This window comes from Moorella glycerini (assembly GCF_009735625.1).
In the GTDB taxonomy this organism is placed as follows: Bacteria; Bacillota; DSM-521; order Neomoorellales; family Neomoorellaceae; genus Neomoorella; species Neomoorella glycerini.
The window spans coordinates 3,396,613-3,421,743 of record NZ_CP046244.1 but is presented as its reverse complement, the minus strand read 5'-3'; the positions used below and the strand labels follow the sequence as shown (position 1 = coordinate 3,421,743).

Genomic DNA, 25,131 nt, shown 5'->3' with positions numbered 1-25,131 from the left:
ATTAACGCCACCTTTTAGAACGGTAGGGCCTTTGGAGTTTTATCAGGCCAGGGCCAGCTCGTCGAAACGTGCCTGGTGTTGAATAGCAGTCGCTAACCGGTCTATTATTTCCCGGACCAGGCCCAGGGGCTTACCGTGGACTTGAGCACCAATAGTTGCCCCGGTTTCCCGGGCATAAGCCACCTTTACCGCCACATCTCTGGCTATCACGCCAGGAGCAATATCGACTGTTAGCATTTCTCTACCCGTTTCCGGGTTGGTTCTTTGAATGAGACCCACGGAGCCAAAGGCATGATCGCCAATGGTGACAGAGAACTTCTCTAAAGCTATTTCCCTGGGGCGCTTGAGGGCGAAGAGATTGGCGGCGGCCACGCGGGCCTCGCGGCCGCTCGCGATAGCCTGTCTGGCAATAGCGCCCCCTGGTCCGGAAGGGGAGATTTTCGCGGCACAATCGCCAACGGCAAAGATATCTTCATCACTGGTGCGCATATACTCATCAACAAGGATGCCAGCGTGTTCGTGGGTTGCCAGACCGGCCTCCCGGGCCAGCCTGGTATTGGGCACGACACCTGTGGCCAGAATAACCATATCAGCAGGTAAAGTCCGGCCGCTGGTGAGCTTCACCTGTTCAACCCGTTTATTGCCCTGCAATTCTTCTACTCCGGCTGCGGTTATAATGTTGATACCTCGCTGCCGGAGGTTTTCCTCCACCAGGGTGCAAAACTCATCGTCAAAAGCCCAGGCCAGGCAGTGGGGGAGAAGTTCTACCATGGTGACCTTTAGCTGCCGGTTGGCGGTGCATGCCTCGGCAAACTCTATGCCGGCGGGTCCGGCACCCACAATGACCAGGGACCTGGCAGAAGCCAGAGAAGCGCGAATGTTTTCCAGGTAGGGGAACTCTTTTTTTAAGGCAAACACGCCTTGCAGGTCGGCGCCTTTAAAAAAAGGCGTTGCCGGGAGGGAACCGGTAGCCAGGATTAATTTATCATAAATAATATCTTCAGCAAAGGCGGTGGTGACGCATTTGCCCTGGCGGTCAATGGCAGTCACTTCATCGATTACCAGTTCAATTCCCTCATCATAAAGACGGTCGTCCCGCAAGACATTGTTAGAGAGCGTACCTTTAGCGCAATTGTAAGCAAGGCACCACGGGATTAAAGCCCGGACTTCTTTACGCACCAGGGTGATCTTTTTGCCGCCATAGTAGCGCCTGGCAGCCAGCGCTGCCGTATACCCGCAAATACCCCCGCCCACAACCAGCACATCCGTCCGTTTCATGGCTGCACCCCTTTCCGGTTTTTAACCCAGGCAACTGGCCAGGCGCCCGTTATCCGGCGCCGGTGGAGGGAGACGCAGAACCTTTACCGTTTCTTCGTCAATCCCGATTTCACCCAGTATCTTCTTGACACGGCGCCAGGCCTGCTCCTGGCAAAGCATAGGGTCGGGTCCAGAGCGCTGGCTGCCGAAGGCCCTGGCCGGCCGGAAGTGGCACTGGCCTTCAAGGCAGCCCGTCAGCCAAATCTCCTGCGAGCCGGCTTCAATGGCCTTAAGCACCTCCAGGGTGCCAATCCGGCTTAAACACGGTACCTGCAATACAAAAACGTCATTCTGGCAGTCCAGGCCGGCAGCATTTTCAAAGTTGGCATAAGCGCAGTAGCTGCAGGTGAAGATAACGGTAGGCAACACCTTCCCCTGCTCTTTTGGCAGGGCCTTGAGTTCAGCTTCCATTTCAGTATGACTGTAACCTGTAAGGGTAATGGCTTGCGCCGGGCATGCCGCCACGCAGGCGCCGCATCCCTGGCAGAGCAGGGGATCGATATAGGAACGGTGTTCCTTAATTGCAGGGGCACCATGGGGACAAACACGCACACAGGTAAGACAGGCCGCGCAGGCGCCTTCAACCCGGGCTACCCGCTCGGGAAGGGTTTGGCGCTCTTGCATCAGGAGGGCGCCCGCCTTCGCGGCCGCAGCCTGTGCTGAAGCTATGGCTTCTTTAAGATTCTTAGGCCCTTCTGCCAGCCCGCAGGTGAAGATGCCTGGCACCGGCGTCTCAACAGTCTTTAATTTGGGATGGCTGGTAGCCAAGAAACCATTCTCGTCCTGGGGGATGTGGCATAAAGACGCCAGGCACCAATTCTCCGCCCGTGGCTCCATCCCGGTTGCCAGCACCAGGAGATCGGCCTCAATGACAATTTCTTCGCCCAGGATGGGATCGTCAACCCGGACTTGTACCTTGCCCTCTGGTCCTGCTTTCTTTGCGGGCACCGTTACTTCCGGCGGCGCTTCCAGGTTATAACGCAGGAACAGGATGCCCTGGGAGCGGGCGGTCTCGTACCACTGCTCCTGCAGGCCGTAGGTCATAATATCCCGGTTGAGGACGTATACAGCGACTTCCGGGTTGATTTTCTTGAGTTCCAGGGCATTTTTTAAAGTCGCGCTGCAGCAGATCCGGCTGCAGTAAGGATGGGAGCTATCGCGGGAATCTACGCATTGGATAAAGACGACCTTTTGCAGGCTGTCCAGTCGCCGGCTCCTGGTTTTAAGCAGGTCTTCTAACTCCAGACCGGTAATTACTGCCGGGTGCTGGCCGTACAGGTGCTGCCGGGGCTTCTTTTCTGCGGCACCGGTGGCAATAATAATTACGCCGTGCCGGATGTTTTCCTTTCTCCCATCTGTTCCTTCTATCTCTGTAGCAAAACTTCCCGGCCGGCCGCTTATGGCCCTGACTTGAGCGTTCAGGTGGATATGGATGCGGGGGTGTTTGCTGAGACGCTGGCTTAGCTGGGCCAGATATGCCTTAACATCGGCGCCCTGTAAGGTGTACTGCAGGCGCAGGGCATTACCACCCAGTCGTCCCTCCTTTTCTACCAGGTGGACTTCAAAATCCAGATCGGCCAGGGTAAGGGCGGCAACCATGCCGGCCACCCCGCCACCGATAACCAGGGCGGCGGGTGTTATTGACCATTCCTCCACCATGCCGGCAGGAGCAGTCAATGCTCTGGCCGCTGCCATCCGCATCAGGTCCCTGGCTTTTCTGGTAGCGCGATCTTTCCGGCCACTGTAAATCCGGACCGCATGATCCAGGACATTAACCACCTTTGCTACGTTGCCCGGCAAGCCAGCCTGCCGCAAATAAGTGTTTACCAGGGGTTCCAGGGCACGCGCACTGCAGGCGGCTACTACAATCCGGTTTAAGTTGTGTTCCTTTATGGCCCGGCGTAATTGTTCGCCCGCCCCCCCGGCGCAAAGGGATAATCTTTCCACCCAGGCAACCCCGGGCAAGGAGCGGCTATATTCTTCCAGCTCCTTTAAATCCAGGCCGGCAGACAGATGGTCACACCCGCAGACAAAGACGCCGGTCCGCGGCGGGATACTATTGCCGCCAGGAAGTGAAACCAATTGTATTTTAGGGGGCAGGGAACTCCAATAAAATAAACCTGCTTCTTTTAACCAGGAAGCGCAGGCAGCGGCGGCGGCCGAGCCCTGGGTGACGGCGTCGATTACGTCGCAGGGGCCGCTAAAGGCCCCGGCGACAAATACTCCCTCCCGGGTGGTGGCCAAGGGAGAAAGGGCAGGGGACTGGCAGAAACCATAGGTATCGACCTTAATGCCCAGCCTGGCAGCGAGGTCCCGGGCGCCGTCAGGCGATCGCAAGCCGGTAGCCAGTACTGCCAGGTCAAATTCTTCGACCCGGGCCTGGCCGCTTTCCGGGGCATAGCGAATGACCAGCCGGGGATCTCCTGGAGACTGGATAATGCTGTGAATGCGGGAACGAACAAGCCTTAACCCGTATTCCCGCCGGGCCTGCTCCAGATATTCCTGGTAAGTTTTGCTGTAGGTACGCAGGTCCATGTAAAATAGGGTTATTTGTGGTAAAGGGAGTTTCAAAGCAGCAGCGGTCTCATAAAGCATCAGGGCCTCCTTCAGGGCATACATACAGCAGACGGCCGAGCAGTAAGCCACTCCGTTGGCAGGATCGCGGGAGCCGGCACACTGGATGAAAGCCACCCGTTGCACCGGCTCTTTGCCCGGGGGACGGTGCGGGTACCCACTGTTAGCCAGCTGTTGCTCCAGTTCCAGGCCTGTCAAGACACCGCTATAACGGCCATAACCGTAACGGGCGTTTAAACTAGGGGGTAAATATTCCTCATAACCGGGACAAAGGATGATGGCAGCCACATTGATGGTTTCTTCCCGGCCCTGCCGGTTAAGCTGGAGACAAAAATGGCCTGCTTTCCCGGTTAAGTTTTTAACTTCAGCACCGGTCAAGAGGGCGATTTTATCTTCCCCAGCCAGCCTGATAAAGTGCGGGGAGCGTATACAGAAGAAACCATTCCAGGGCGTCAAAGCGCAGGCGCTGCAGTCGTTGGTGGGAAAGGTCTTGGGCAAAATAGCCAGCTTACCGCCCGGCCGGGCAGCGCGTTCTACCAGGATTACCTGGTGGCCGAGGCAGGCCAGGTCCAGGGCCGCCTGGACTCCGGCGATGCCTGCTCCCAATACGGCTACCGGCAACGAACCATTTTTATCCATCAATACCTCACTCCTTGCCATTAATTACGAGAGCGTCGGCTACCAGCTCGACTATGTTTTTCGCCTTAACATCGAGGTGATAATGACGGCACAAATCGTTCAATTGGTCAACGCAGTTATGGCAGGGAGTGGCGATAATCTTTGCTCCCGTGCGCTGGATCTGTTCTATTTTCACCTTTCCTTTAGCCATCCGTTCCTGGCCAAACTCGCTCAAAGAGAGCAGGCCGCCACCGCCGCCGCAGCAGTAGTTATTCTCACGGTTGGGTGTCATCTCCCGGAAATCTGCTACCGCCGCCTGCAATACCTGCCGCGGTTCTTCAAAAATGCCCTCCTTGCGGCCCAGATTGCAGGGATCGTGATAGGTTACCGGTTCGCTGTTGCGGGAGGGGTCAAGGCGGATACGGCCGTCTTGCAGGTATTCGGCCATGAGCTGGACGATACTGCGCACGCTGAAGGGGAGTTTGTGCCCCAGCCACTGCTCCGGCCCCCAGCGAATGGCGCGGAAGGCATGGCCGCACTCGGTCATGATCAACTCCTGGCAGCCAAGGCGCTCCACCTCATCGGCCAGGCGCTGCACCAGGATAGCGCCGGCTTTGTCGTCCCCGGAGAAAAGGGCGTAGTTGGTCGCGTCCCAGTAGCGGCTGGAAAGGGTCCAGCTTTCGCCGGCGGCATGGAACACTTTGGCCGCCGCCAGGATGGAGAGGGGGAAGAACTTCGCTTCCCGCGGGTTGATAACGTACAATATCCTGGCGTCCTTCTTATCAACGGGTATTTCCGCCTCACTGCCGAACTCCGCCTGGAGCTCTTCCTGCATCCAGTCCAGGGTGTCGAGGTAATCCTCCTGGCTGATCCCCATATTATTGCCGGACTCTAGAGCCAGGTCTACCACTTTCTGCAGGTTTACGGGGACGCGGCCTTCTGCCGCCAGTTTCGACCGCACGGCCCGGACCAGGTCACCCATATTCACACCCACCGGGCAGTAGACTGTACAGCGGCCGCACATGGTGCACAGCCAGATCATATCTGACGCCAGGAGCCGGTCTTCCATCCCCAGCAGGAGCAGGCGCACCATTTTACGGGGGTCTACCGGTGCGCCGATGTTGCCGGCAGGGCAGCCGCCGGTGCACACGCCGCAGGCCAGGCAGGCCTGCAGGCTGGCCCCGCCCATGGCCCGGGAGATTTTTGCAGGGCCAGGCACTTCTGCAGCCAGCAAAATGGACATAAACAACACTCCTGTATAAAATTTAATGAATGGTGCTAGAAGTTAAAAAACGGATATTTCCTTGCCTTGTAACCCTGACTATACTTTCCGGTGGAACTGGTAGCCAGTCTTGATGTTATGGGACCTGTCCCGGGCAATACCAGTTTTTCTTTTGCCAGCAAGGACGCGCCCCTTCATGTGGCTCTTTTAGAGGGGTGCTTATACATTTACCGTCCTGCCAGCAGGGGTAAAAGGCGAGATAATGGGGGAGGTTTGCAAGCCGGCAGTGCTTGCCATCAAGGAGGCGCTTAATAAACATTAACCGCTGTAAATCCAGTTCCGAATAGCAGCGCCGGCCGTTTTTTCTCGTGGGAACGACCAGTCCCTTTCGTTCCCAGCGACGCAGGCGGTGGGGAGAAATATCTAAGACCTGGATAACCATACCGATGGGATACACCGGCCTTCTTCGCCCCGCTTACTATTGATCTTACTTATATCATATTTCTTGAACATAATCATGTCAATAAACTTATAAAAAATATTACAGCAAAGTTATTTAGATATAGCAAAAATATGTTCTCAAAAGGAGAAAAGCGATACTTGATCTGGGATGATAAGTTAACGTAAAATAAAACTGTAAATAATTATAACCTGATTGTTAAGCGAGGCGGCTTCCCATGCCGGAACAAATGTTATATACCATCAGCGTGGTCGCCGATTTACTGGGCATACAGCCGGGCACCCTGCGGGTCTGGGAAAGACATAAACTCATCCAGCCCGCACGCAAGAACGGGCGGCGCCTTTACTCAAATAATGACTTGAAACGGCTGCGCTTCATTCAAAAGCTCATCGATAAAGGCTTTAATTTAAACTCCATCAAACACTACCTGGCTTTTTATCCTTGCTGGTTATATGAGGACTGCCCGGCCTGCTCCCGTAAGACTGAACGCATAGGGTGCGCCAAGCCATGCTGGAAGGAGGAAGGGACTTACTGCCAGATCTCCTTTGACGATCCCTCCCTTTGTAATACATGCCCCCATAGAAGCCGGGAAATAAAGTAATTCCAACAGGAAAAAATAGCTCCTGGTGAATAAAAACCATTATTGACCAGGGGAGATAGTTATAACGGCAGGAATTTGCCTCTTCTTTGTCGAACATTACCAGAAAACGATTCTCGCGGGTGCCAGGGAAGCCGGTGCAAGTCCGGCGCGGTGCCGCCACTGTGAGGGGGAGTACCTGCTAAAGGAGCCACTGGGGTCTAAACCCGGGAAGGCAGCAGGGAGCGTTGAACCCGAGCCAGGAGACCTGCCCGTGGGATTGCACCGTTAAACCACGGCCATGGTGAAGGTGAGGTAAAGGGAGAAATTTACCCCAGCTACGCAGGCGTGGTTGGGGTTTTTAATTCAGGCAGGCGAAAGGAGATTAAAATTTTATCATGATACCCAGGAAGATCATCAAGCGCGACGGCCGGGTAGTGGACTTTGACGAGGAAAGGATTATCAATGCTATTTACAAAGCGGCCCTGGCTGTCGGGGGCCAGGACCGCCGCCTGGCTAGCCGGCTGGCCAACCAGGTGACGGCCCTTCTAGCGGAAAAATTTGTCGACAGGCTGCCTACCGTCGAAGACGTGCAGGACCTGGTAGAAAAAGTATTAATTGAGAACGGCCATGCCCGGACGGCCAAGGCCTATATCCTTTACCGGCAACAACATGCGGAATGGCGGGATTTCCGCCACCTCCTGGTTAACGTGCAGGAAATGGTCCAGGGCTACCTTGACGGCCAGGACTGGCGGATTAATGAGAACAGCAACATGAATTATTCCCTCCAGGGCCTCAACAACCATATCATTGCTGCCGTCAGTTCCCGGTACTGGCTGGAAAAGGTCTACCCGCCGGCCATCCGCGAGGCCCATGAAAGGGGCGATCTCCATATCCACGACCTGGGGTTGCTGGCGCCCTATTGCTGTGGCTGGGACCTGGCCGATCTGCTGGAAAGCGGCTTTGCCGGCGTGGGGCAAAAGGTGGAAAGCGCGCCGCCCCGGCATTTCCGGACGGCCCTGGGGCAGATAGCCAATTTCTTTTATACCTTGCAGGGGGAAGCCGCCGGGGCCCAGGCCTTTTCCAGTTTCGACACCTACCTCGCTCCCTTTATCCGTTACGACGGCCTGGACTACCGGGAAGTCAAGCAGGCCCTGCAGGAGTTTATCTTTAACCTCAATGTGCCCACCAGGGTGGGCTTCCAGACACCCTTTGTCAACCTGACCATGGATGTGGTCGTGCCGCAGGTTTTAGCCGGCGAGCCGGTCATTATCGGTGGCGAGCGGCGCGAGGAATGCTACGGCGACTTTCAGCAAGAGATGGACTGGCTGAATATGGCCTTTTGCGAGGTGATGATGGCGGGGGATGCCCGGGGCCGCATTTTTACCTTCCCCATACCCACGTACAACATCACGCCTGATTTTCCCTGGGAAAGCCCGGTGGCAAACAAGATCATGGCCATGACGGCCAAATACGGCATCCCCTACTTCGCCAACTTTATCAACTCCGATTTAAAGCCCGAGGATGTCCGCAGCATGTGCTGTCATCTGCGACTGGATCACCGGGAACTCAAGAAACGCGGCGGCGGACTTTTCGGCGCCAACCCTCTTACGGGGTCGTGCGGCGTGGTGACCATAAATTTGCCGCGCCTGGGTTACCTTTCCGCAACTAAAGAAGAGTTCTTCAGCAGCTTAAAGGCGAAGATGGACCTGGCAAAGGAAAGCCTGCTCCTCAAGCGCAACATCCTGGAGAAGCTGACGGAGCAGGGGCTTTATCCTTACTCCCGGTTCTACCTGCGGCGGGTTAAAGAACGCTTCGGCAGGTACTGGGAGAACCATTTCAATACCATCGGCATTGTCGGCATGCACGAGGCCCTCTTAAACTTTTGGGGGAAAGGCATAGACACCCGCGAGGGAAGGGGCCTGGCTTTGGAAATCCTGGACTTCATGCGTTCTGTCCTGGCCACCTACCAGGTGGAAACCGGCCAGCTCTTCAACCTGGAAGCCACGCCGGCGGAAGGCACTTCTTACCGTCTGGCCCGGCTGGACAGGCGCCTTTATCCTGATATTATCACTTCCGGTGCCAACGAACCGTATTACACCAATTCCACCCACCTGCCGGTCGGCTACACCGACGACGTTTTTACCGCCCTGGAGCACCAGGACGAGTTGCAGCTGAAATACACCGGTGGCACGGTCTTTCATGCCTACCTGGGGGAAAGGGTGACTGATACCGCCACCTGCCGGCGTTTTCTGCAGACGGTGATGCATAATTTCCGCCTGCCGTATTTAACCATTACGCCTACCTTCAGCATCTGCCCCGAGCACGGGTATCTTTCCGGCGAGCAGTGGACATGCCCGGAATGCGGCCGGGAGACGGAGGTCTGGAGCCGGATCGTCGGCTATTACCGGCCGGTAAAGAACTGGAATAAAGGCAAGCAGGAAGAGTTCCGGGAGCGGCGGAGCTTCCGTCCTGTCACCTGATGTTTTAAGGGGGCGGTACCCATAACCATTAGAGGCATCCAGTTAACGAGCCTGGTGGACTTCCCCGGCGAGGTCTGCACCACCGTCTTTTATGGCGGGTGCAATTTCCGCTGCCCCTGGTGCCACAATGCCGACCTGGTGCTACGTCCTTTTACTTTGCCGGAAATCAGCCCTGAGGAGGTTTTAAACCTGTTGAGTCGGCGCCGCTCCTGGGTGCAGGCCGTTTGTATAACCGGAGGAGAGCCAACCCTGGCGCCAGGCCTGGAGGAATTTATCCGCTCCCTGAAATCCTGCGGTTTTAAAGTCAAACTGGATACCAACGGCACGCACCCGGGAATTCTGGCCAGACTACTGACTGATGGCCTCCTGGACTACGTGGCCATGGACGTGAAAGCGCCGCCGGGGAAGTATAACCTTTTAGCCGGTACTAAGGTTGATCTGGAGTCTGTCAGGGAAAGCATTGCCCTCATTAAAAATAGTAGGATCGCTTACGAATTTCGTACCACGGTAGTTCCCGGCCTGTTACTGGAGGAAGATCTCCTGGCCATAGGCCGGCTGCTGCGGGGAGCACGGCGTTATGTACTACAGCAGTACCAGCCTGCCGGAACATTGCTGGATGCAGATTTCCAGGCGCTCCGGCCTTATCCCGGGGCAACTTTAAACAATATCGCGCAAAAATTACAGCCCTTTTCTGCTAAAGTGGAAGTCAGGGCTTGAAGATGCTAAGTCGCCAAAAGAGATGCGGGCCACAGGAAGGAATTCCTGTGGCCTTCTTTACCACCCTGGGATGAAACACGCTAAACCCTTGGAGCAGCAGGAAAAAATTAACTTAACAAAACCTGCAACAGGAGGTATAATTGGGCATAGCAAGAGGTGACGGATTTTGTCATATCGAGTAGGCATACCACGAGGCCTCGCCTATTATTATCTTTTCCCCTTTATGAAGGGGTTTCTAAGCACTTTAGGAGCTGAAGTTGTTGTTTCGCCACTGTCGGACGCCTTAACCGTAGAGGCTATGAACTGCTGCCCAACAGATGAACCCTGCGTTTCCGTAAAACTTTACTTTGCCCATGCTAAAAGACTGGTTGACGCGGGGGTAGACTACCTGTTCATACCAGTTTTGTCCAGCGTGGAAAAGGATAATTATTGCTGCCCGAAGATTATCGGGGCGGCAGCCATGATCCGGAACGGCCTGGGGTTGCAGGAAGAGCAGGTCCTGGCTCCGGAATGGAACGAACGGGAAAAGCCCGGCACCTGGCGGCACAACCTGCTGGCCGTAGCTTCCCGTCTGGGTGCCGGCCGGGAACTTGGCGAGGCGGCCATCCGGGCCGGTTTAGCGGAGCAGGCTGCCAGCGAGAAGCTGGCGTTAGAGGGGTTGACCCTTCCTGAAGTCTACCATCGGCTTTATGGTATTGATAAACCGCGCCGGCAACGTTTTGACCCGGGGGCGCAATATGATGGGCAGCAGGTTATTGGTGTTCTGGGCCACCCCTATGTCTTATATGACCTGGCAGGCCATCATGTGGTCGACCGGCTGCGGGAATACGGCCAGGTCATCACGGCGGAAATGGTCCCCGGGGAAGATTGCCGGCAAGAGGTGGCTACCCTTTACGAAGGCACCAGGATGTGGGCCTATGAAGCCCGCATCCTGGGAGCCGGCTTTAGTTTATTGCGCAAGGGTATAATCAATAAACTCGTTTTAGTTGAGGCCTTCGAGTGCGGCCCGGCATCGGTAATCGAATCTTTCCTGGAAGAAGAAGCCGCAAAGCTGGTTATACCTTTTCTTTTGCTTACGGTGGACGAGCATACAGGTGAAGCTGGGCTGGTAACCCGCTTGGAAGCCTTCATAGATACCAGCACGAACCTTAAGAATAACCCCTCAAAAGATAAAGATAGTTTCTGCATACCGGCGGCACGTAGTGAAAAGTTAAAAATAGGGGCACCGGGCATGGGGCTGCTGGATATCGCTTTGGAGACGGTACTGAACGAATGTAAAGTAGAGATGGTACCAACGCCCCCCGTAACGAAACGCACGGTAGAACTGGGTAAGGAATTGGCCCCCGAATTTATCTGTTATCCCCTGGTTACCACCCTGGGGCAGATCTGGGAAGTCCTGGAACAGGGGGCAAACACCATTGTCATGGTAGGGGGAAAAGGCAGGTGCCGGTTCGGCTGGTACGCCCAGCTGCAGGAGCTTTTATTAAAGCGAGTGGACCTGGATTTTCGTCTCATTATTATCGATTCGCCTTTACCTTGGCGGGAACGCTGGCCGTCCTTCCGGCAGGCTTTACGGGAAGCAACTAATAATGCCCCTCTCTGGCTTATTGCCAGGGGGTTATACCTCGGCTATCATAAAATGGCCGCTCTGGACCAGGCAGAAAAACTGCTAAGACGGAAGCGCGCTTATGAAAGCCGGCGCGGCGCAGCAGATAAAGTATGGCGTGATTTTGTCAAGCGCATCAAAAAGACTGCCAGTGTAAGGGAGACGGCACGAATATTTAAGACCTTCCAGGAAGAACTCGCCGCCATCCCCGAGATAGCAATCCGGCCGCTACGGGTTAAAATTATCGGCGAAATTTATACCGTCCTGGAGAGTTTTGTCAACCAGGAAATAGAGCGGTTTCTGGCCTCGCGACCGGAACTACGGGTGGAGGTGGTACGCGATCTTTCCGCCACCCAGTGGTTCGATCTCAATGTACTGCGCCGACGCAGGGAAGTGAATATTTATGAAGCAGTCATTGCCGCGGCTGCGCCTTATCTTAATGTTTGTGTTGGCGGTCATGGGCAAGAAAGCGTCGGCGAGGTTGTACTGGCAGCCAGAGAAGGATACGACGGGGTAATCCAGCTTTTACCCTTCACCTGCATGCCCGAAATCGTGGCCCAGAATATCCTCGTACCCTTAAGCGAAAAGCTAGATTTACCTTTCCTATCGCTGGTTATTAACGAGAAGACGGATACTGTAGGTTGGGAAACTCGCCTGGAAGCATTTCTGGAAGTGCTGGCCGAACGCCGGGAAAAGTTGGCTTTACCTGCCTGGAGGTGAAAAAGGTGGAGTGCTTTATAGGCGTTGATGTCGGCAGCGTGAGCGCCAAGATAGCGGTCTTAGATATGGACAAAAGGGTGATCTTTGAAACCTACCTGCGTACCCATGGCAGCCCCGTAGAAGCCCTGCAGGGCGGTTTTCAGCACCTGCAGGAGAAATTGCCAGACCTGGAAGTGTTAGCTGCCGGGACCACCGGGTCGGGCCGCCACCTGGCTGCAGTGATGATCGGGGCCGATACCGTCAAGAATGAAATTACCGCCCATGCCGTAGCAGCCAGGGAGATAAACCCTGAGGTACGGACAGTAATAGATATCGGCGGGCAGGATTCTAAAATTATTTTTCTGAAAGACGGTGTGTCCTGTGGCTTCAATATGAATAGTGTCTGTGCTGCGGGCACCGGCTCTTTTCTGGACCACCAGGCCACCCGCCTCAATGTCCCCATTGAAAAGTTCGGTGAGCTGGCTCTGCGTTCCAGGAACCCAGTCCGTATAGCCGGGCGGTGTGGCGTTTTTGCGGAATCGGACCTTATCAGCAAGCAACAAATGGGTTACAGCAAAGAAGATTTAATAGCCGGGCTGTGCCTGGCCCTGGCCCGCAACTACCTGGCCAATGTTGCCAGGGGGAAAGAAATCCGGCCGGTAGTTCTCTTTCAGGGTGGCGTGGCAGCCAATGTAGGCATGCGAGCCGCTTTTGAAACTTTACTGGGGCTGCCAGTAGTTGTGCCGCCTTATTATCGTGTCATGGGGGCCATCGGGGCGGCTTTATTGGCCCGGGAGAGATGGTTAAAAACAAAAAGCCCGACTGCCTTCAGAGGGGCAAGGGCGATTTCCCTTTTTGACTGCTCTCCACGCAGTTTCATCTGCAATGATTGTACCAACAACTGTAAGATCAGCGAGCTTTACCTTGGCGGGGAAATTGTCGGCCGCTGGGGAAGCCGCTGCGGCAAATGGGCGAACCTGCGTTTATCCTCAGCCGGGCGCCAGGATCAACGTGAAAAACTCCGGCTGGTGCGCCGGGGAGCGTGACTCTCAAAGACACCTGTGAAGGAATACCCGCCTGCCGGGAAGGAGGCGGGTTTTCTGTGCGCCCGGCATGGGCGTTAACTTAGTGGTGAAAGTCCACTGCAGGCGAGGCAGCACCAGTCTGCTAGCCAAAGGCAAGGGTGTCCATCGCGAGGTGGGATCCGAAGGAAGCCGGAGGCAAAGCCACGGCCCGATGAACAAGAACCCCATACGAGGCTAGACCGTTCGGATAAGCTGGCGGAACACAGCGAAATCCCAGGCTGCCAAGGGACGGTAGAGTATATGGGGCGGGCACGGGGCGAAGGTTAACGCTCTTACCCGGGGAGGCCTGCCGGATAAGCCAGGGAGAGCTGGTAAACCGTATCGGAAGGTACGGCTGAACCGGCAGGAGTCAGCAGAGGGCATAGTACCCTGGGGGTCATGAACTCCAGGGGAAGGCCCGAACATCAAGTCAGAGGTGAAACCGGTGCGTTCGCGAGAAGGACAGAGACAGCAGAAAACCCCGCAAGGGGCCTGCCCGCGGGAAGAAGTGGTGAAGCCACGGGGGAGCGCGGGAGGGCCGAGTTCTTCTCCGGCACAAAGCGGGACGTCACCTCGCGGAGGCCAAGGTAGCGGCCTGATGGAGCAGGTGGTGGCCAGGGAGAACATGCTGGCCGCGCTGAAACGGGTAGAGCGGAACGGAGGCGCGCCCGGTGTGGACGGCATCCCGACCGAACGGTTGCGGGACCAAATACGCGCCGAGTGGCCGCGCATCCGGGAAGAACTGCTCGCGGGAACCTACAGACCGAAGCCCGTGCGCCGGGTCGAAATCCCGAAACCCGGGGGAGGCAAACGGATGTTAGGGATACCCACCGTAATGGACCGCCTAATCCAGCAGGCCCTCCTGCAAGTATTGACGCCCATCTTCGAACCGCAGTTCTCAGAGGCCAGCTACGGGTTCCGTCCCGGAAGGAAAGCCCATGATGCGGTAAAGAAGGCGCGGCAATACGTAGAAGAAGGATACGAATGGGCCGTGGACCTGGACATCGAGAAATACTTCGACCGGGTAAACCACGACATCCTCATGGCCCGGGTGGCCCGGAAAGTGGCAGATAAGAGGGTACTTACCCTTATCCGCCGCTATCTCCAGGCAGGCGTCATGGTAAACGGAGTGGTCATGGAGACGGCAGAAGGAACGCCCCAGGGCGGACCCTTAAGCCCGTTATTGGCCAACATACTCCTGGACGACCTGGACAAAGAACTGGAAAAGAGGGGCCACAAGTTCGTCCGTTACGCCGATGACTGCAACATCTACGTCAAAAGCAAACGGGCAGGAGAAAGGGTCATGGCCAGTATCCGCAACTTCCTGCAGGAGCGGTTGAAGCTCAAGATCAACGAGCAGAAGAGCGCGGTAGACCGGCCGTGGAAGCTGAAATTTCTGGGGTTCAGCATGTACAAACACAAGGCAGGAGTAATCCTTATCCGCCTGGCGCCGCAGACCATCGACCGGGTGAAAACGAAAATCCGGGAGATAACCGCCCGGAATAAACCCTTAAAGATGGCCGAGCGCATAGAGCGCCTGAACGCCTACCTGGGCGGCTGGATAGGGTACTTCGCCCTGGCCGACACGCCCAGCATCTTTAAGAACTTAGAAAGCTGGACGCGGCGGAGGCTGCGCATGTGTCTCTGGAAGCAGTGGAAGCGAGTACGGACCAGGTACCGCGAACTACGCGCATTGGGATTGCCGGAATGGGTAGTGCATGAATTCGCCAATGCCCGCAAAGGGCTGTGGCGGATGGCCCATGGGCCAATGAATAGAGCCCTGGGCAATGCCTACTGGCAATCCCAGGGCCTGATGAGCTTAACCGAGCGCTATTCTTATCTTCGTCAAGCTTGGTGAACCGCCGGATGCGGACCCGCATGTCCGGTGGTGTGAGAGGACGGGGGCTAGCCGCCCCCTCCTACTCGATTTTGCCTGATTAAATATCGTCTACTCAGGGGCTTATGCCTGTAGCGAATAACGCCTGCGGCCGGTGGTTTTGGCAACGCTGGTATAACAAAATGGAAAATAAGACATAAAGGAAAATTAAAGTACATCAAGAACATATAGTTTATCAATTTAATGTTTAGAAGGGGTGGATTCTCTTGAGCGACGCTTACCGGGAAATGTGGCGTGCCCTGGACATGGATTTAGAAAAACACGACGTTTTTCTAGGGGGCCTGCCGGGAGCCTTCAGCGAGGTGTTTTTGCAGCAGGAAAACCGGCCGGCAGGGATGGCCTATTTTGATAATGCCTTAGCCGAAGCCCATGGCGGCAGGATTAAGGAAATCCTGGAACAAAAAAAGACCGGGCGGCCGGTGGTCGGGACCTTTTGCGTCTTTGTGCCCGAAGAACTTATCTTCGCCGTGGATGGTATCAGCATCGGCCTTTGCGGCGGCGCCCAGTTTACCGTGCCCACCGGTGAGCAGGTACTGCCTCGCAATCTGTGCCCGTTGATTAAGTCCTTTATGGGCTTTAAATTGGACCGGATCTGTCCCTACTTCCAGGCCGTCGACTTCCTCATCGGCGAGACTACTTGTGACGGCAAAAAGAAGACCTGGGAAATACTTAATGAATACGTGCCGACTTACGTCATGGAGTTGCCCCAGAAGAAAACTGAGGCCGATCTAACCCTCTGGGAAGGAGAGATTAACCGCCTTAAGGAAGAGATCGAGCGGCGATCCGGCCAGGCCATCATGGCAGAAAAATTGGCGGCAGGAATTAAGAGGGCCAATGCCCGCCGGACGGCACTGGCGCGCCTGTACCGGGCCCGCCAGGCCGACCCGGCTCCCATCAGCGGCAAAGACGCCCTACTGATTTCCCAGCTCGCTTTCTTTGATGACCCGGAACGCTTTACGAGCCAGGTCAACAGCCTTTGTGACGAACTGGAAGAACGCATCGCCAGGGGAGAGGGCGTGGCCTGGAAAGGGACGCCGCGCCTCCTGGTCACGGGTACGCCCATGGCCTTGCCTTACTGGAAGTTGCATCACCTGGTCGAGACGGCCGGGGCGGTAATCGTCGGCGAAGAGACCTGCACCGGCACTCGGTATTTTGCCGGCCAGGTGGCTGAAGACGGTCGGTCGGTAGACGAGCACCTCAAAAATCTCGCCCGGCGACTGATGGCCATCAATTGCGCCTGCTTCACCCCCAACAAAGAACGGGTGGAAGACATTCTGCGCCTGGCACGGGAGGCCAAAGCCGACGGGGTGATCTATTTCTCTTTGCAGTTCTGCCAGCCCTTCAGCGTCGAGGGTCGGCTGGTGGAAAAAGCCCTCCAGGAGGCGGGGCTGCCGGTACTGCGCCTGGAGAGCGACTACAGTGAGGAAGACGCGGCCCAGCTAAAGACGCGGATCGATGCTTTCCTGGAAATGATTACAGCATGACACTGGCGATGGCCGGGGTATCTACACCTCACCGACCAAGCGGTAGGCTACAGGCAGGAAGTCCTGTAGCCGTTTTTTTGTTGGTGCCTTTGTTTTTGGTGCTTTTGTTTATAAATGTTTCTGCCATAATTTAGAAAATAACGCAATCTGGAGCAAAGATTAGTTGGCAAAGGAGGAGAAAAATTCCTTTTGTCGAATAGAGAAATTAAGAAATTAATAAATCAAAATAAAGAAGGCGAGAAAAATGAAAGAACAAATTGTTGTTGCCAATAAATGCCAAAACGGGGGGGGGGGGGTATTTATACCATATATACCAAAGAATGATATTAAATCTATTTGTTGTAAAAAGCAATCCCTCCCGCCTCCATAATCTCATCTTAACTGCCAGCCTCAAAAGACAAACCTGCAACGCCATCTGCAATTCCGTCCGCCTTTTGAAATCCCTACTACGCGCGCCCCCGGATGCTAAACGCATAAACGAGTTGTTAGAGCTTTTAAGAGCATAATGTGGCTATACAACGCTAGGCATATAATGCATAGCGCTTAATAAAATGGGAAAAGGTATAGGTCTAGATTTGATGCCATGACCAGCGAAAGGGTTTTAGCGTCCGGACCTGGTCCTGGCTGAAGCCGTCAGGGAATTGCAGCGCGACGCCGACAGCCAATCCAGGAAATAGTGGACGATTCCCGCGCGTCATAGCCGGGGAAGGCCTTACCCAGAACACCAAGGAGGAAAAAGATGCTAATCTTACTGGTTGAAGATAACGAGGCTAACAGGGTGCTGATGAAAGACATCCTGACGCTGACCGGCAATAAGATTTTAGAAGCCGGCACCGGTGAAGAAGGGGTCCGGCTGGCGCAAAAGCATAAACCGCAATTAATTTTTATGGATGTGGAGCTCCCCGGCATGGATGGCATAACGGCAACTAAAATTTTAAAACAAGACGCCAGGACGAGGGATATCCCGGTCGTTGCCGTCAGTTCATATTATGATGAAAAAGAAAAAAGGCTTTTCCTGGCAAATGGAGGCGATTATTACCTGAGCAAACCTATAGATGTCGAGCTGGTACTGGCGACAGTAAGGCGGTTTTTGCCCGACATTTAGCCTCCCCGCAGAGCCGATTAGCTTAGCTATTACCGTGCGGACCTACCCGGCCGACAAGAAGGCCGGGTTTTTCATCTTATTTTAATGTTTATGCTTTACAATAAGTAATAAATGGCAGGAGCTGCAAGGAGGCACGTATCATGCGTATCCTGGTCGTCGAGGATGAAACTTTCCTGGCCCGTACCCTGGCCCGCTGTTTGCAAGAAGAAGGGTATGCTGTCGATATTGCCTATGACGGCGAGGAGGGGGTCGCCTTTGCGGAAACGGTCATCTACGACTTGATAATCCTGGATCTGATGCTGCCCCGGCTGGACGGGATGGAAGTTATCCGGCGCCTGAGAAATGAGCGCATCAACGCTCCCGTCCTCATGCTTACAGCCCGGGATACGGTGGCCGACAAGGTAAAGGGGCTGGACGCTGGGGCCGACGATTACCTCACCAAACCCTTTGCCCTGGACGAGCTCCTGGCCCGTGTCCGGGCTTTACTGCGCCGGGAAAGCGAGAATAAGAGCACTATCCTCCAGGTCGGGGACCTGGTCATGGATACGGTTTCCCATCAAGTGCGCCGGGGGAGCCGGGAAATTAGACTGACCAATAAAGAATACGCCCTGCTGGAGTACTTGATGCGCAATCCCAACCGGGTGTTGACCCGGACCCAGATAGCCGAACACGTCTGGGATTACGACTTCAGCGGCATGTCCAATATTGTCGACGTCTATATCCGCTACCTGCGGCGGAAAATCGACGATAATTTTGAACCCAAGTTACTCTATACCATTCGCGGCAGCGGCTATTGCCTGCGAGAGCCCGGCGCAAGCTGAAACAACCTGCGCAAAACCCGGTATGGGAGGCCTTGACTTGCAGCAACAATTTTTAACCCGGCTCCGCGACATTCCCTTGCGCTGGCGGTTGACGGCCTGGTATGTCTTCTTGCTTTCCTTGATATTAGCCGGTTTCAGCGCCTTTATCTATTTCAATATGTCCTTAAGCCTGCAACGGGAATTGGACGCCGTGCTAATGTCCCAGGGGGAGCAGGTTTCAAGCAGCCTGGATGCTGAAAACGGCCAGCTCCGCTTGGACCCGACATTACCCCTTTTACCGGGAACATATATCGGCCTTTACGACGCCGGGGGCAAAATCCTCAGTACAAACATGCCGGCGAACCCGCTTACCCGTTTACAGGTAAAGAGTTTTCCCGTCAATCAACCGCGAACAGTAGAGGCTCAAGGAAACGAATGGCGGGTACTTCTGGTACCTGTTAAGGAGCAGGGCCAACAACTCGCCTGGCTCGCGGTGGCACGCTCCGAAGAAGAAGCCGAGGCTCCCCTGAACAAGCTGCTATTATTCATCCTCATCGCCATACCTTTAACCCTGGTGGTAGCGGCCGGCGGTGGTATTTTCCTGGCCCGGCGGGCGCTAAAGCCTATTGATAGAATTGCCGCCAAAGCGCGCCAGATCAGCGCTACTGACCTCAGCAGGCGCCTGGACCTGCCCCACGGTAACGACGAGGTGGGTCACCTGGTGGCCACCCTGGACGAGATGCTGGATCGCTTGGACCGGGCCTTCCAGCGCCAGCGGCAGTTTACCGCCGACGCCTCCCATGAACTCCGCACCCCCCTGGCCGTCATCCGCAGCCAGGCCGAGGCGGTTTTAAACCGGCAACATTCGCCGGAAGAATACCGCCAGGCCCTGGCAATCATCCGCGACCAGGCGGCGTGGATGGGTAACCTGGTCGCCAAGTTATTGCTCCTGGCCCGGAGTGACGACAGGATGGAACAGTTGGAGATGGAACCCCTGGATTTGGGTGAACTGGTGGAAGGCGTCACGGCCGAATGGCAGGGGATAGCGGCGGCAAAGGGTTTGCGGCTGAAAAAGATAATAAAGGAAAACGTGGTCGTTCGCGGTGACCAGACGCGCCTGACCCAGCTCCTGGCCAACCTGGTGGATAATGCCATTAAATACACGCCGGCAGGTGAGGTGGTCGTCAGCCTGGAACGGCGGGGAAGGCAAGCCCTGCTAAAGGTGCAAGATACGGGAGCCGGTATCCCCCCGGAGCACCTGCCCCATATCTTTGAGCGTTTTTACCGGGTCGATAAAGCACGTTCCCGGTCGGAAGGCGGTTTTGGCCTGGGGCTGTCTATTTGCGAGTGGATTGCTCGGGCCCATGGTGGCAAAATTGAGGTAGAAAGCACGGTGGGGCAGGGGACAACCTTTAAGGTGCGGTTACCGGCTGTGTGAAGAGACAATTTCCGCGCCCTATTTTTTCTGATTTCAGCCAGGGGACTATCAAAAATAACAGGAGGAAAAGGTTAAAAGGGGGATTTTAAAATGGATTGGCGTCTCTTTGTGGCTATAAATAATTTAGCCGGGCAGTGGCATAGTATTGATCTGGTAATGCGTTATCTGGCCCTTTATGGTCCCTTTGTTTTATTATTACCCTTACTTTACTTATGGTTTGGCAGCCGGGGAGAAAATTTGGTGGAGGAGCGGCTTACGGTTCTCAGAGCCATGACAGCAGCCGCCCTGGCGCTGGGCTTTAATGTCCTCATCAATGCCTGCTATTACCGGCCCCGTCCTTTTATGCATCATAAGGTCAAGCTATTGATTCCTCCCAGCCAGGATGCCTCTTTTCCCAGCGACCACGCGGCCGGCGCCTGGGGGCTAACCTGGAGCATGCGGGCTAAAAAGGTACATTATGGTATGATGGCTTTGAGTTTTTTGTTAATGCTGGCCAGGGTTTATGTCGGCGTCCATTATCCCCTCGACGTGCTTGGCGGCGCTGTAGTTGGTGTAGGGGCAAGCATAATAGTGGAAAATTTATGGCCCTATGTAATGCCCTGGGCGAAACGCCTGGCCCTGATGCTGCCTTAAGCCAAGCCGGCCACCTATTAAAAAAGTCTAATCGTCCCTTAATGGCCCTTTAATTTCAAGGGCTTATTTTATAAGCATCGGGTACCCGATAAACTAAATTGCAGAAAGGGGAAAGGTAAAAATGAACAAAAAATTGCTTGCCTCGCTAACGACAGGAGTGATGTTGCTGGGCGCGGTCGCAGGTATGGGCGTATTTTACAACCAGCCCGCAAAAGCGGCTATTACTCCCCTCCCGGCCGTAGTCCAGAGTGCCTCCCCAGTCAGTACAGCGCCGGCAACCGGCCACCAGCAGACGCCAGACAACCAGCAGCCGGCATACAACGCCAGCATCAAAGTAGCCAACCCGCAAAATGACACCGATACCGAAGTTAACGACGCTAATGAAAAACAGGGCGAAGCCGCCGAAAGCCAGGCCCTGCAGGCTAAAGCTAAGATTACCGCTGACGCCGCCAAGGATGCCGCCTTGAAGGCAGTGCCGGGAACGGTGAAAAAAGTTTCCCTGGACAACGAAAATGGCAACCTGGTCTACAGCGTAGAAGTCCAGACTGCCGGCGGTATAGTAGATGTAAAGGTGGATGCCGGCAACGGCCAAGTGCTGGCCCGGGATAATGGCAGGGACGGTGAAAAAGGACGGTTGGAAGAGGGACGTCACAGCGTAGACAATGATAATATTCAGCAGGAAGAGTAAGAGAATATAAAAATAAGACCGATGGGGACAGCTAAATCGCTGTCCTTATTTTTTCTGGTCAATGGTTGACTTAGACACAACAACTTCGGTTTTTATCGAAGAGTAAAAAAGCGAAACACCAAAAGAAAGCATAATGGCTTCCTGATTGTTTGCACCTTCCAGGCATGGGTGTTAAGCAATCGAATGAAAGGATAAATAAGTTAAGAAGGGAAAAATTTTCTTGACGATAAGAAAAGGTGTTCATATAATTACAGTGTCAGAGTAGACGCTGATGGTAAAGAACTACTTGATACGGATGCAAGAGCTTATTCATGCCGAACGAAAGGGTAAGAGGTGGTTGTTCCGGCAATGAAAAAGTACTTTAATTCACGGTTGCTGATTATTATTCTAATACTTTTAATCATCGGCGTCATAGCCCAGACTGTCTGGCTACATAAACAGCTAAATGAACTGGCCGGGAAGTATTACCTGGTGGGCCGGGAAGGTTACGCGGTCCTCTACGATCTGAAAAGCCTTGAAAAGCTGGTCGTGGACATGGAAACCGGTGTACGGGGCTACCTCCTAACCGGCGACCGCAGGTATCTTGAGCCTTATTATGAAGCCCGGCAGGAAATTAAGGATTGCTTCAGTAAATTAAAAGAGCTCATGGCCGGGGATAGCGGTTTCCTGGCCTCCCTTGACAAAATTAATTACGAAATTAGTAGCTGGATTACCCTGATTGTTGAACCGGCCATTGCCCAACGGCAGGGAATGGCTCCGGAAGCAACAGTAAAATCGCTGGCTGCGGCAGTCGATTTTGCCGGGAGCAAAAAAGTGATGGACGCCCTGCGGGATGATTTTGATGAATTAGAAAGGATTATTCAGGGTTACCGGGAGCAACAGGTGCAGGCCATGCAGTCCATGCATCAACGCCTTGCCGTCCATACTCTGGTTGCAACGGTAGTATTCCTGATTGTAATTGGCGTGCTGGGGTGGATGCTTTTTATCAAGACACGGCAAATAGAAAGGCAAAACCTCGATTTAATTGATAGAGAAAAGAAGCTCCAGCAGGCCGTGCGGGAACTTGTTGCCGCCTCCCAGATGAAATCCGAGTTCCTGGCCAATATGAGCCATGAATTGCGCACGCCCCTGAACGCCATTATCGGCTTTGCCCAGGTATTGCAGAAGCAATACTATGGGACCTTAACTGAAAAACAAAGCAAGTATATCGATTACATTTTAACCAGCGGCCAGCATCTGTTAAGCTTGATCAACGACGTCCTTGACCTGTCAAAGATCGAAGCCGGCAAACTGGAATTAGACCTGTCTACCTTCTCCCTGCAAAAATTGCTGCAGAACAGCTTGATTATGGTGAAAGAGAAGGCGGCGCGGCACCGGCTGGAGATTACTTTACAGGTCGACCCGGACATACCGGAACTTACCGCCGACGAGCGTAAAGTCAAGCAGATTGTTTATAACCTCCTGAGCAATGCCGTCAAATTTACCCCCGACGGCGGCAAGATTACCATCCAGGCCCGGCTCCTGGGCGGTGATCAGGTACAAGTGAGCGTCGCCGATACGGGCATCGGCATCGCGCCGGAAGACCAGGAGAGGATTTTCGAGGCTTTCGTCCAGGGCGATGGCAGTTATACCCGGCAGTACGAAGGGACAGGGTTGGGGCTGGCCTTGGTCCGCCGCCTGGTTGAACTGCATGGGGGCAGAGTATGGGTGGAAAGCGCCGGCCTTGGTAAAGGCAGCACCTTCTATTTTACCCTGCCGGTGCAAGCGGAAACGGGGGAGCAAAGATAACACCTGTCAGGGATCATGCCGCTAATGGAGGTGCAAACATTATGGCGGCGCAAATCTTGGTAGTAGAAGATAATGAAGCCAACCGCGTTTTGCTGCGAGACATTCTGGCTATTAACGGGTATGAGGTTTTAGAAGCGGCCAATGGAGAAGAAGGTGTCCGCCTGGCGCGCGAGCGGCGCCCACACTTGATCCTCATGGATATTCAGTTGCCCCGCCTGGACGGCATCAGCGCCACTAAAATCCTGAAAAATGATCCCTTGACCCGGGATATTCCTGTTATTGCCGTCAGTTCTTATGCCTATGAAAGGGAGAAGGAGTTTTTCCGGGCCGCCGGGGGTAATGCCTACCTGACCAAACCGATTGATATTGACGCTATCTTACAGGCTTTAACCAGCTTTCTGGGAGGAGAAAAAGCGGGTGGAGAAGAGGCCCAAAATCCTGGTCGTTGACGACGAAGAGATGAACCTGGTCTTAATGGAGGCCATGCTGGCGCCGTTGGGGTATGAAGTTTTAACGGCAAAGGACGGCGAGGGCGCCCTGGCCAAGGTCGCCCGGGAAAACCCCGACCTGATACTCCTGGATGTGATGATGCCCCGTCTGGACGGGTTCACCATTTGCCGGATGCTAAAGGATGATGAGACCACGCGCTTTATACCCGTTATCATGGTCACCGCCCTGGATCAGCTAGAAGACCGGGTGCGGGGCCTGAATGCCGGGGCCGACGACTTTTTGAGCAAACCTTTCAATGAGTTAGAACTGACGACCCGCGTGCGGTCATTATTACGGGTCAAGCATTTAAACGACCAGCTCCGCTATGCTCACCAGCATATCAACTATATAACCCGCCATGTGGAAGGCCTCCTCGGGAGTTTTGATCCCCTCCAGTTTAAACTGGAAACAGCCAGGAAGGAATTATTACAGCAATTGCTTGGCTTAAAGGAAAGGGCGCCGGAGGCAGTTCTGGTAGCCACGGTGAGCGGGCCGGAGAGCTGGGAGGGGTGGCTTTATCGCCGTCAGGGCGGCACTATCCATAGTGAGGCCGTGGCTTTCGCTCTGCCCGAAGATTCTCCCGCCGGGGAGCTCCTCCTCCGGGCAGGAAGGGAAGGCGTTTTTGGCAACCGGGAGGACGAGAAGGGAGAAGCCGTCTTCACTTTTGTGAAGACCAGTTTGCCGGCTGGCCCTGGTCCCTGGTACAATTACGCCGGCTATTATCATCATCCCTTCCTGGTAGTGGCCTTTAACTATCCCGCCGGGGTGACGGCCTATGAACTGGACGTCCTGCGCAACCTCCTTACCTACAGCCAGTTTTTGCAACTGGTAGGCGGGCAAATAAGGGAAAAGGAAGAAGCCTTTCATTATACCATTAAAGCCCTGGCCCGGGCCGCCGAGGCCAACGACGAAGACACCGGCAATCACATCACCAGGGTGGGGATTTTTGCCCGGGAATTGGCCCGGGACCTTGGCTGTGCGGAAAACTTTTGCCGGGAGATTGCCCTGGCAGCCCAGATGCATGATGTAGGGAAGGTTCACATCCATCCGGACATTTTACGAAAACCCGACCGGTTAACACCTGCTGAATGGCGAATAATGCAGCAGCATACGATCTATGGCGCCAGGATCCTTGGCGATGCCTTGCACTTAAAAATGGCCCGGGAGGTGGCCCTGCATCACCATGAGAAATGGGACGGCAGCGGCTATCCCGCGGGGCTAAAGGGTGAAGAGATTTCCCTGGCGGGGAGGATTGTCGCCCTGGCTGACATTTATGACGCCTTGAGAAATAAGCGCAGTTATAAGCCGGCCTTTTCCCACGAAGAAGCCTGCCAGATAATCATTATCGGCGACGGGCGGGTCCGGCCAGAGCATTTTGACCCGGCGGTTTTAGCGACTTTCCAACGGGTTGCCTCCCACCTTGAGGAAATCTATGAAATCTTAAAGGATTGAAGGCACCGGTATACTGGCGG

General features: G+C 54.7%; 19 protein-coding genes and 1 riboswitch. Of the genes, 15 read left to right on the top strand and 4 right to left on the bottom strand.

Features of this window, described 5'->3' with window-relative positions; genetic code table 11:
- Positions 1-42: 42 nt before the first annotated feature.
- The 4 genes from MGLY_RS17015 to MGLY_RS18945 form a co-directional block, all read right to left on the bottom strand.
- Positions 43-1,278, bottom strand: coding sequence for an NAD(P)/FAD-dependent oxidoreductase (locus MGLY_RS17015; RefSeq protein WP_156275900.1), 1,236 nt, complete (start codon positions 1,276-1,278; stop codon positions 43-45).
- A gap of 21 nt (positions 1,279-1,299) precedes the next feature.
- Positions 1,300-4,530, bottom strand: a complete 3,231-nt coding sequence (locus tag MGLY_RS17010) for an FAD-dependent oxidoreductase (RefSeq protein ID WP_156275898.1) — start codon at positions 4,528-4,530, stop codon at positions 1,300-1,302.
- A gap of 7 nt (positions 4,531-4,537) precedes the next feature.
- On the bottom strand, positions 4,538-5,752 hold the full coding sequence (locus MGLY_RS17005; protein ID WP_156275896.1) for a (Fe-S)-binding protein: 1,215 nt from the start codon (positions 5,750-5,752) through the stop codon (positions 4,538-4,540).
- Positions 5,753-5,867: 115 nt separating this feature from the next.
- A complete protein-coding gene (locus tag MGLY_RS18945; RefSeq protein WP_170291160.1) occupies positions 5,868-6,173 on the bottom strand; it encodes a MerR family transcriptional regulator in 306 nt (101 codons plus the stop codon).
- Between the two features lie 235 nt (positions 6,174-6,408).
- Here MGLY_RS18945 and MGLY_RS16995 point away from each other — a divergent pair, with 235 nt between their 5' ends.
- From MGLY_RS16995 to MGLY_RS16925, 15 genes are all read left to right on the top strand, one after another.
- Positions 6,409-6,792, top strand: a complete 384-nt coding sequence (locus MGLY_RS16995; RefSeq protein WP_156275888.1) for a MerR family transcriptional regulator — start codon at positions 6,409-6,411, stop codon at positions 6,790-6,792.
- A 100-nt stretch (positions 6,793-6,892) separates the two neighbouring features.
- Positions 6,893-7,058: riboswitch (cobalamin riboswitch) on the top strand.
- 108 nt (positions 7,059-7,166) lie between these two features.
- Positions 7,167-9,251 (top strand): ribonucleoside triphosphate reductase, encoded by a 2,085-nt coding sequence (locus MGLY_RS16990; protein ID WP_156275886.1) that lies wholly within the window; start codon positions 7,167-7,169, stop codon positions 9,249-9,251.
- A gap of 21 nt (positions 9,252-9,272) precedes the next feature.
- Positions 9,273-9,968 (top strand): anaerobic ribonucleoside-triphosphate reductase activating protein, encoded by a 696-nt coding sequence (locus tag MGLY_RS16985; RefSeq protein WP_156275884.1) that lies wholly within the window; start codon positions 9,273-9,275, stop codon positions 9,966-9,968.
- Between the two features lie 166 nt (positions 9,969-10,134).
- Entirely contained in the window at positions 10,135-12,294 is a 2,160-nt protein-coding gene (locus tag MGLY_RS16980) for an acyl-CoA dehydratase activase-related protein (RefSeq protein ID WP_170291159.1), read from the top strand.
- Between the two features lie 5 nt (positions 12,295-12,299).
- Complete coding sequence (locus MGLY_RS16975; RefSeq protein ID WP_156275882.1) at positions 12,300-13,319, top strand: acyl-CoA dehydratase activase; 1,020 nt, start codon at positions 12,300-12,302, stop codon at positions 13,317-13,319.
- A gap of 616 nt (positions 13,320-13,935) precedes the next feature.
- The gene (ltrA, locus tag MGLY_RS16970; protein WP_277997837.1) at positions 13,936-15,195 is read left to right on the top strand and encodes a group II intron reverse transcriptase/maturase; all 1,260 of its coding nucleotides are present in this window, start codon (positions 13,936-13,938) and stop codon (positions 15,193-15,195) included.
- A 266-nt stretch (positions 15,196-15,461) separates the two neighbouring features.
- Complete coding sequence (locus MGLY_RS16965; protein WP_156276586.1) at positions 15,462-16,718, top strand: double-cubane-cluster-containing anaerobic reductase; 1,257 nt, start codon at positions 15,462-15,464, stop codon at positions 16,716-16,718.
- A 739-nt stretch (positions 16,719-17,457) separates the two neighbouring features.
- Positions 17,458-17,823: a response regulator gene (locus tag MGLY_RS16960; protein WP_156275880.1), complete on the top strand. Its 366-nt coding sequence runs from the start codon at positions 17,458-17,460 to the stop codon at positions 17,821-17,823.
- Positions 17,824-17,963: 140 nt separating this feature from the next.
- Positions 17,964-18,644 carry a response regulator transcription factor gene (locus tag MGLY_RS16955; RefSeq protein WP_156275878.1) on the top strand — a complete coding sequence of 227 codons (681 nt, stop codon included), beginning with the start codon at positions 17,964-17,966 and terminating at the stop codon, positions 18,642-18,644.
- Between the two features lie 37 nt (positions 18,645-18,681).
- The gene (locus MGLY_RS16950) at positions 18,682-20,061 is read left to right on the top strand and encodes a sensor histidine kinase (protein ID WP_156275876.1); all 1,380 of its coding nucleotides are present in this window, start codon (positions 18,682-18,684) and stop codon (positions 20,059-20,061) included.
- A gap of 90 nt (positions 20,062-20,151) precedes the next feature.
- A complete protein-coding gene (locus MGLY_RS16945; RefSeq protein ID WP_156275874.1) occupies positions 20,152-20,694 on the top strand; it encodes a phosphatase PAP2 family protein in 543 nt (180 codons plus the stop codon).
- A 121-nt stretch (positions 20,695-20,815) separates the two neighbouring features.
- Positions 20,816-21,382 (top strand): PepSY domain-containing protein, encoded by a 567-nt coding sequence (locus tag MGLY_RS16940; RefSeq protein ID WP_156275872.1) that lies wholly within the window; start codon positions 20,816-20,818, stop codon positions 21,380-21,382.
- Positions 21,383-21,730: 348 nt separating this feature from the next.
- A complete protein-coding gene (locus MGLY_RS16935) occupies positions 21,731-23,170 on the top strand; it encodes a sensor histidine kinase (protein WP_156275869.1) in 1,440 nt (479 codons plus the stop codon).
- A gap of 41 nt (positions 23,171-23,211) precedes the next feature.
- The gene (locus MGLY_RS16930) at positions 23,212-23,619 is read left to right on the top strand and encodes a response regulator (protein WP_156275866.1); all 408 of its coding nucleotides are present in this window, start codon (positions 23,212-23,214) and stop codon (positions 23,617-23,619) included.
- On the top strand, positions 23,588-25,111 hold the full coding sequence (locus MGLY_RS16925) for an HD domain-containing phosphohydrolase (RefSeq protein WP_156275864.1): 1,524 nt from the start codon (positions 23,588-23,590) through the stop codon (positions 25,109-25,111). The genes MGLY_RS16930 and MGLY_RS16925 overlap by 32 nt, the downstream gene beginning before the upstream one ends.
- Positions 25,112-25,131 lie beyond the last annotated feature (20 nt).

Bases quoted from the DNA above. Each gene is read 5' to 3' on its own strand.
- MGLY_RS16935 (WP_156275869.1), top strand. From the start codon at position 21,731: ATGAAAAAGTACTTTAATTCACGGTTGCTGATTATTATTCTAATACTT.
- MGLY_RS16930 (WP_156275866.1), top strand. From the start codon at position 23,212: ATGGCGGCGCAAATCTTGGTAGTAGAAGATAATGAAGCCAACCGCGTT.
- MGLY_RS17005 (WP_156275896.1), bottom strand. From the start codon at position 5,752: ATGTCCATTTTGCTGGCTGCAGAAGTGCCTGGCCCTGCAAAAATCTCC.
- ltrA (WP_277997837.1), top strand. From the start codon at position 13,936: ATGGAGCAGGTGGTGGCCAGGGAGAACATGCTGGCCGCGCTGAAACGG.
- MGLY_RS18945 (WP_170291160.1), bottom strand. From the start codon at position 6,173: ATGGTTATCCAGGTCTTAGATATTTCTCCCCACCGCCTGCGTCGCTGG.
- MGLY_RS17010 (WP_156275898.1), bottom strand. From the start codon at position 4,530: ATGGATAAAAATGGTTCGTTGCCGGTAGCCGTATTGGGAGCAGGCATC.
- MGLY_RS16960 (WP_156275880.1), top strand. From the start codon at position 17,458: ATGCTAATCTTACTGGTTGAAGATAACGAGGCTAACAGGGTGCTGATG.
- MGLY_RS16995 (WP_156275888.1), top strand. From the start codon at position 6,409: ATGCCGGAACAAATGTTATATACCATCAGCGTGGTCGCCGATTTACTG.
- MGLY_RS16940 (WP_156275872.1), top strand. From the start codon at position 20,816: ATGAACAAAAAATTGCTTGCCTCGCTAACGACAGGAGTGATGTTGCTG.
- MGLY_RS16945 (WP_156275874.1), top strand. From the start codon at position 20,152: ATGGATTGGCGTCTCTTTGTGGCTATAAATAATTTAGCCGGGCAGTGG.
- MGLY_RS16990 (WP_156275886.1), top strand. From the start codon at position 7,167: ATGATACCCAGGAAGATCATCAAGCGCGACGGCCGGGTAGTGGACTTT.
- MGLY_RS16955 (WP_156275878.1), top strand. From the start codon at position 17,964: ATGCGTATCCTGGTCGTCGAGGATGAAACTTTCCTGGCCCGTACCCTG.
- MGLY_RS16965 (WP_156276586.1), top strand. From the start codon at position 15,462: ATGTGGCGTGCCCTGGACATGGATTTAGAAAAACACGACGTTTTTCTA.
- MGLY_RS17015 (WP_156275900.1), bottom strand. From the start codon at position 1,278: ATGAAACGGACGGATGTGCTGGTTGTGGGCGGGGGTATTTGCGGGTAT.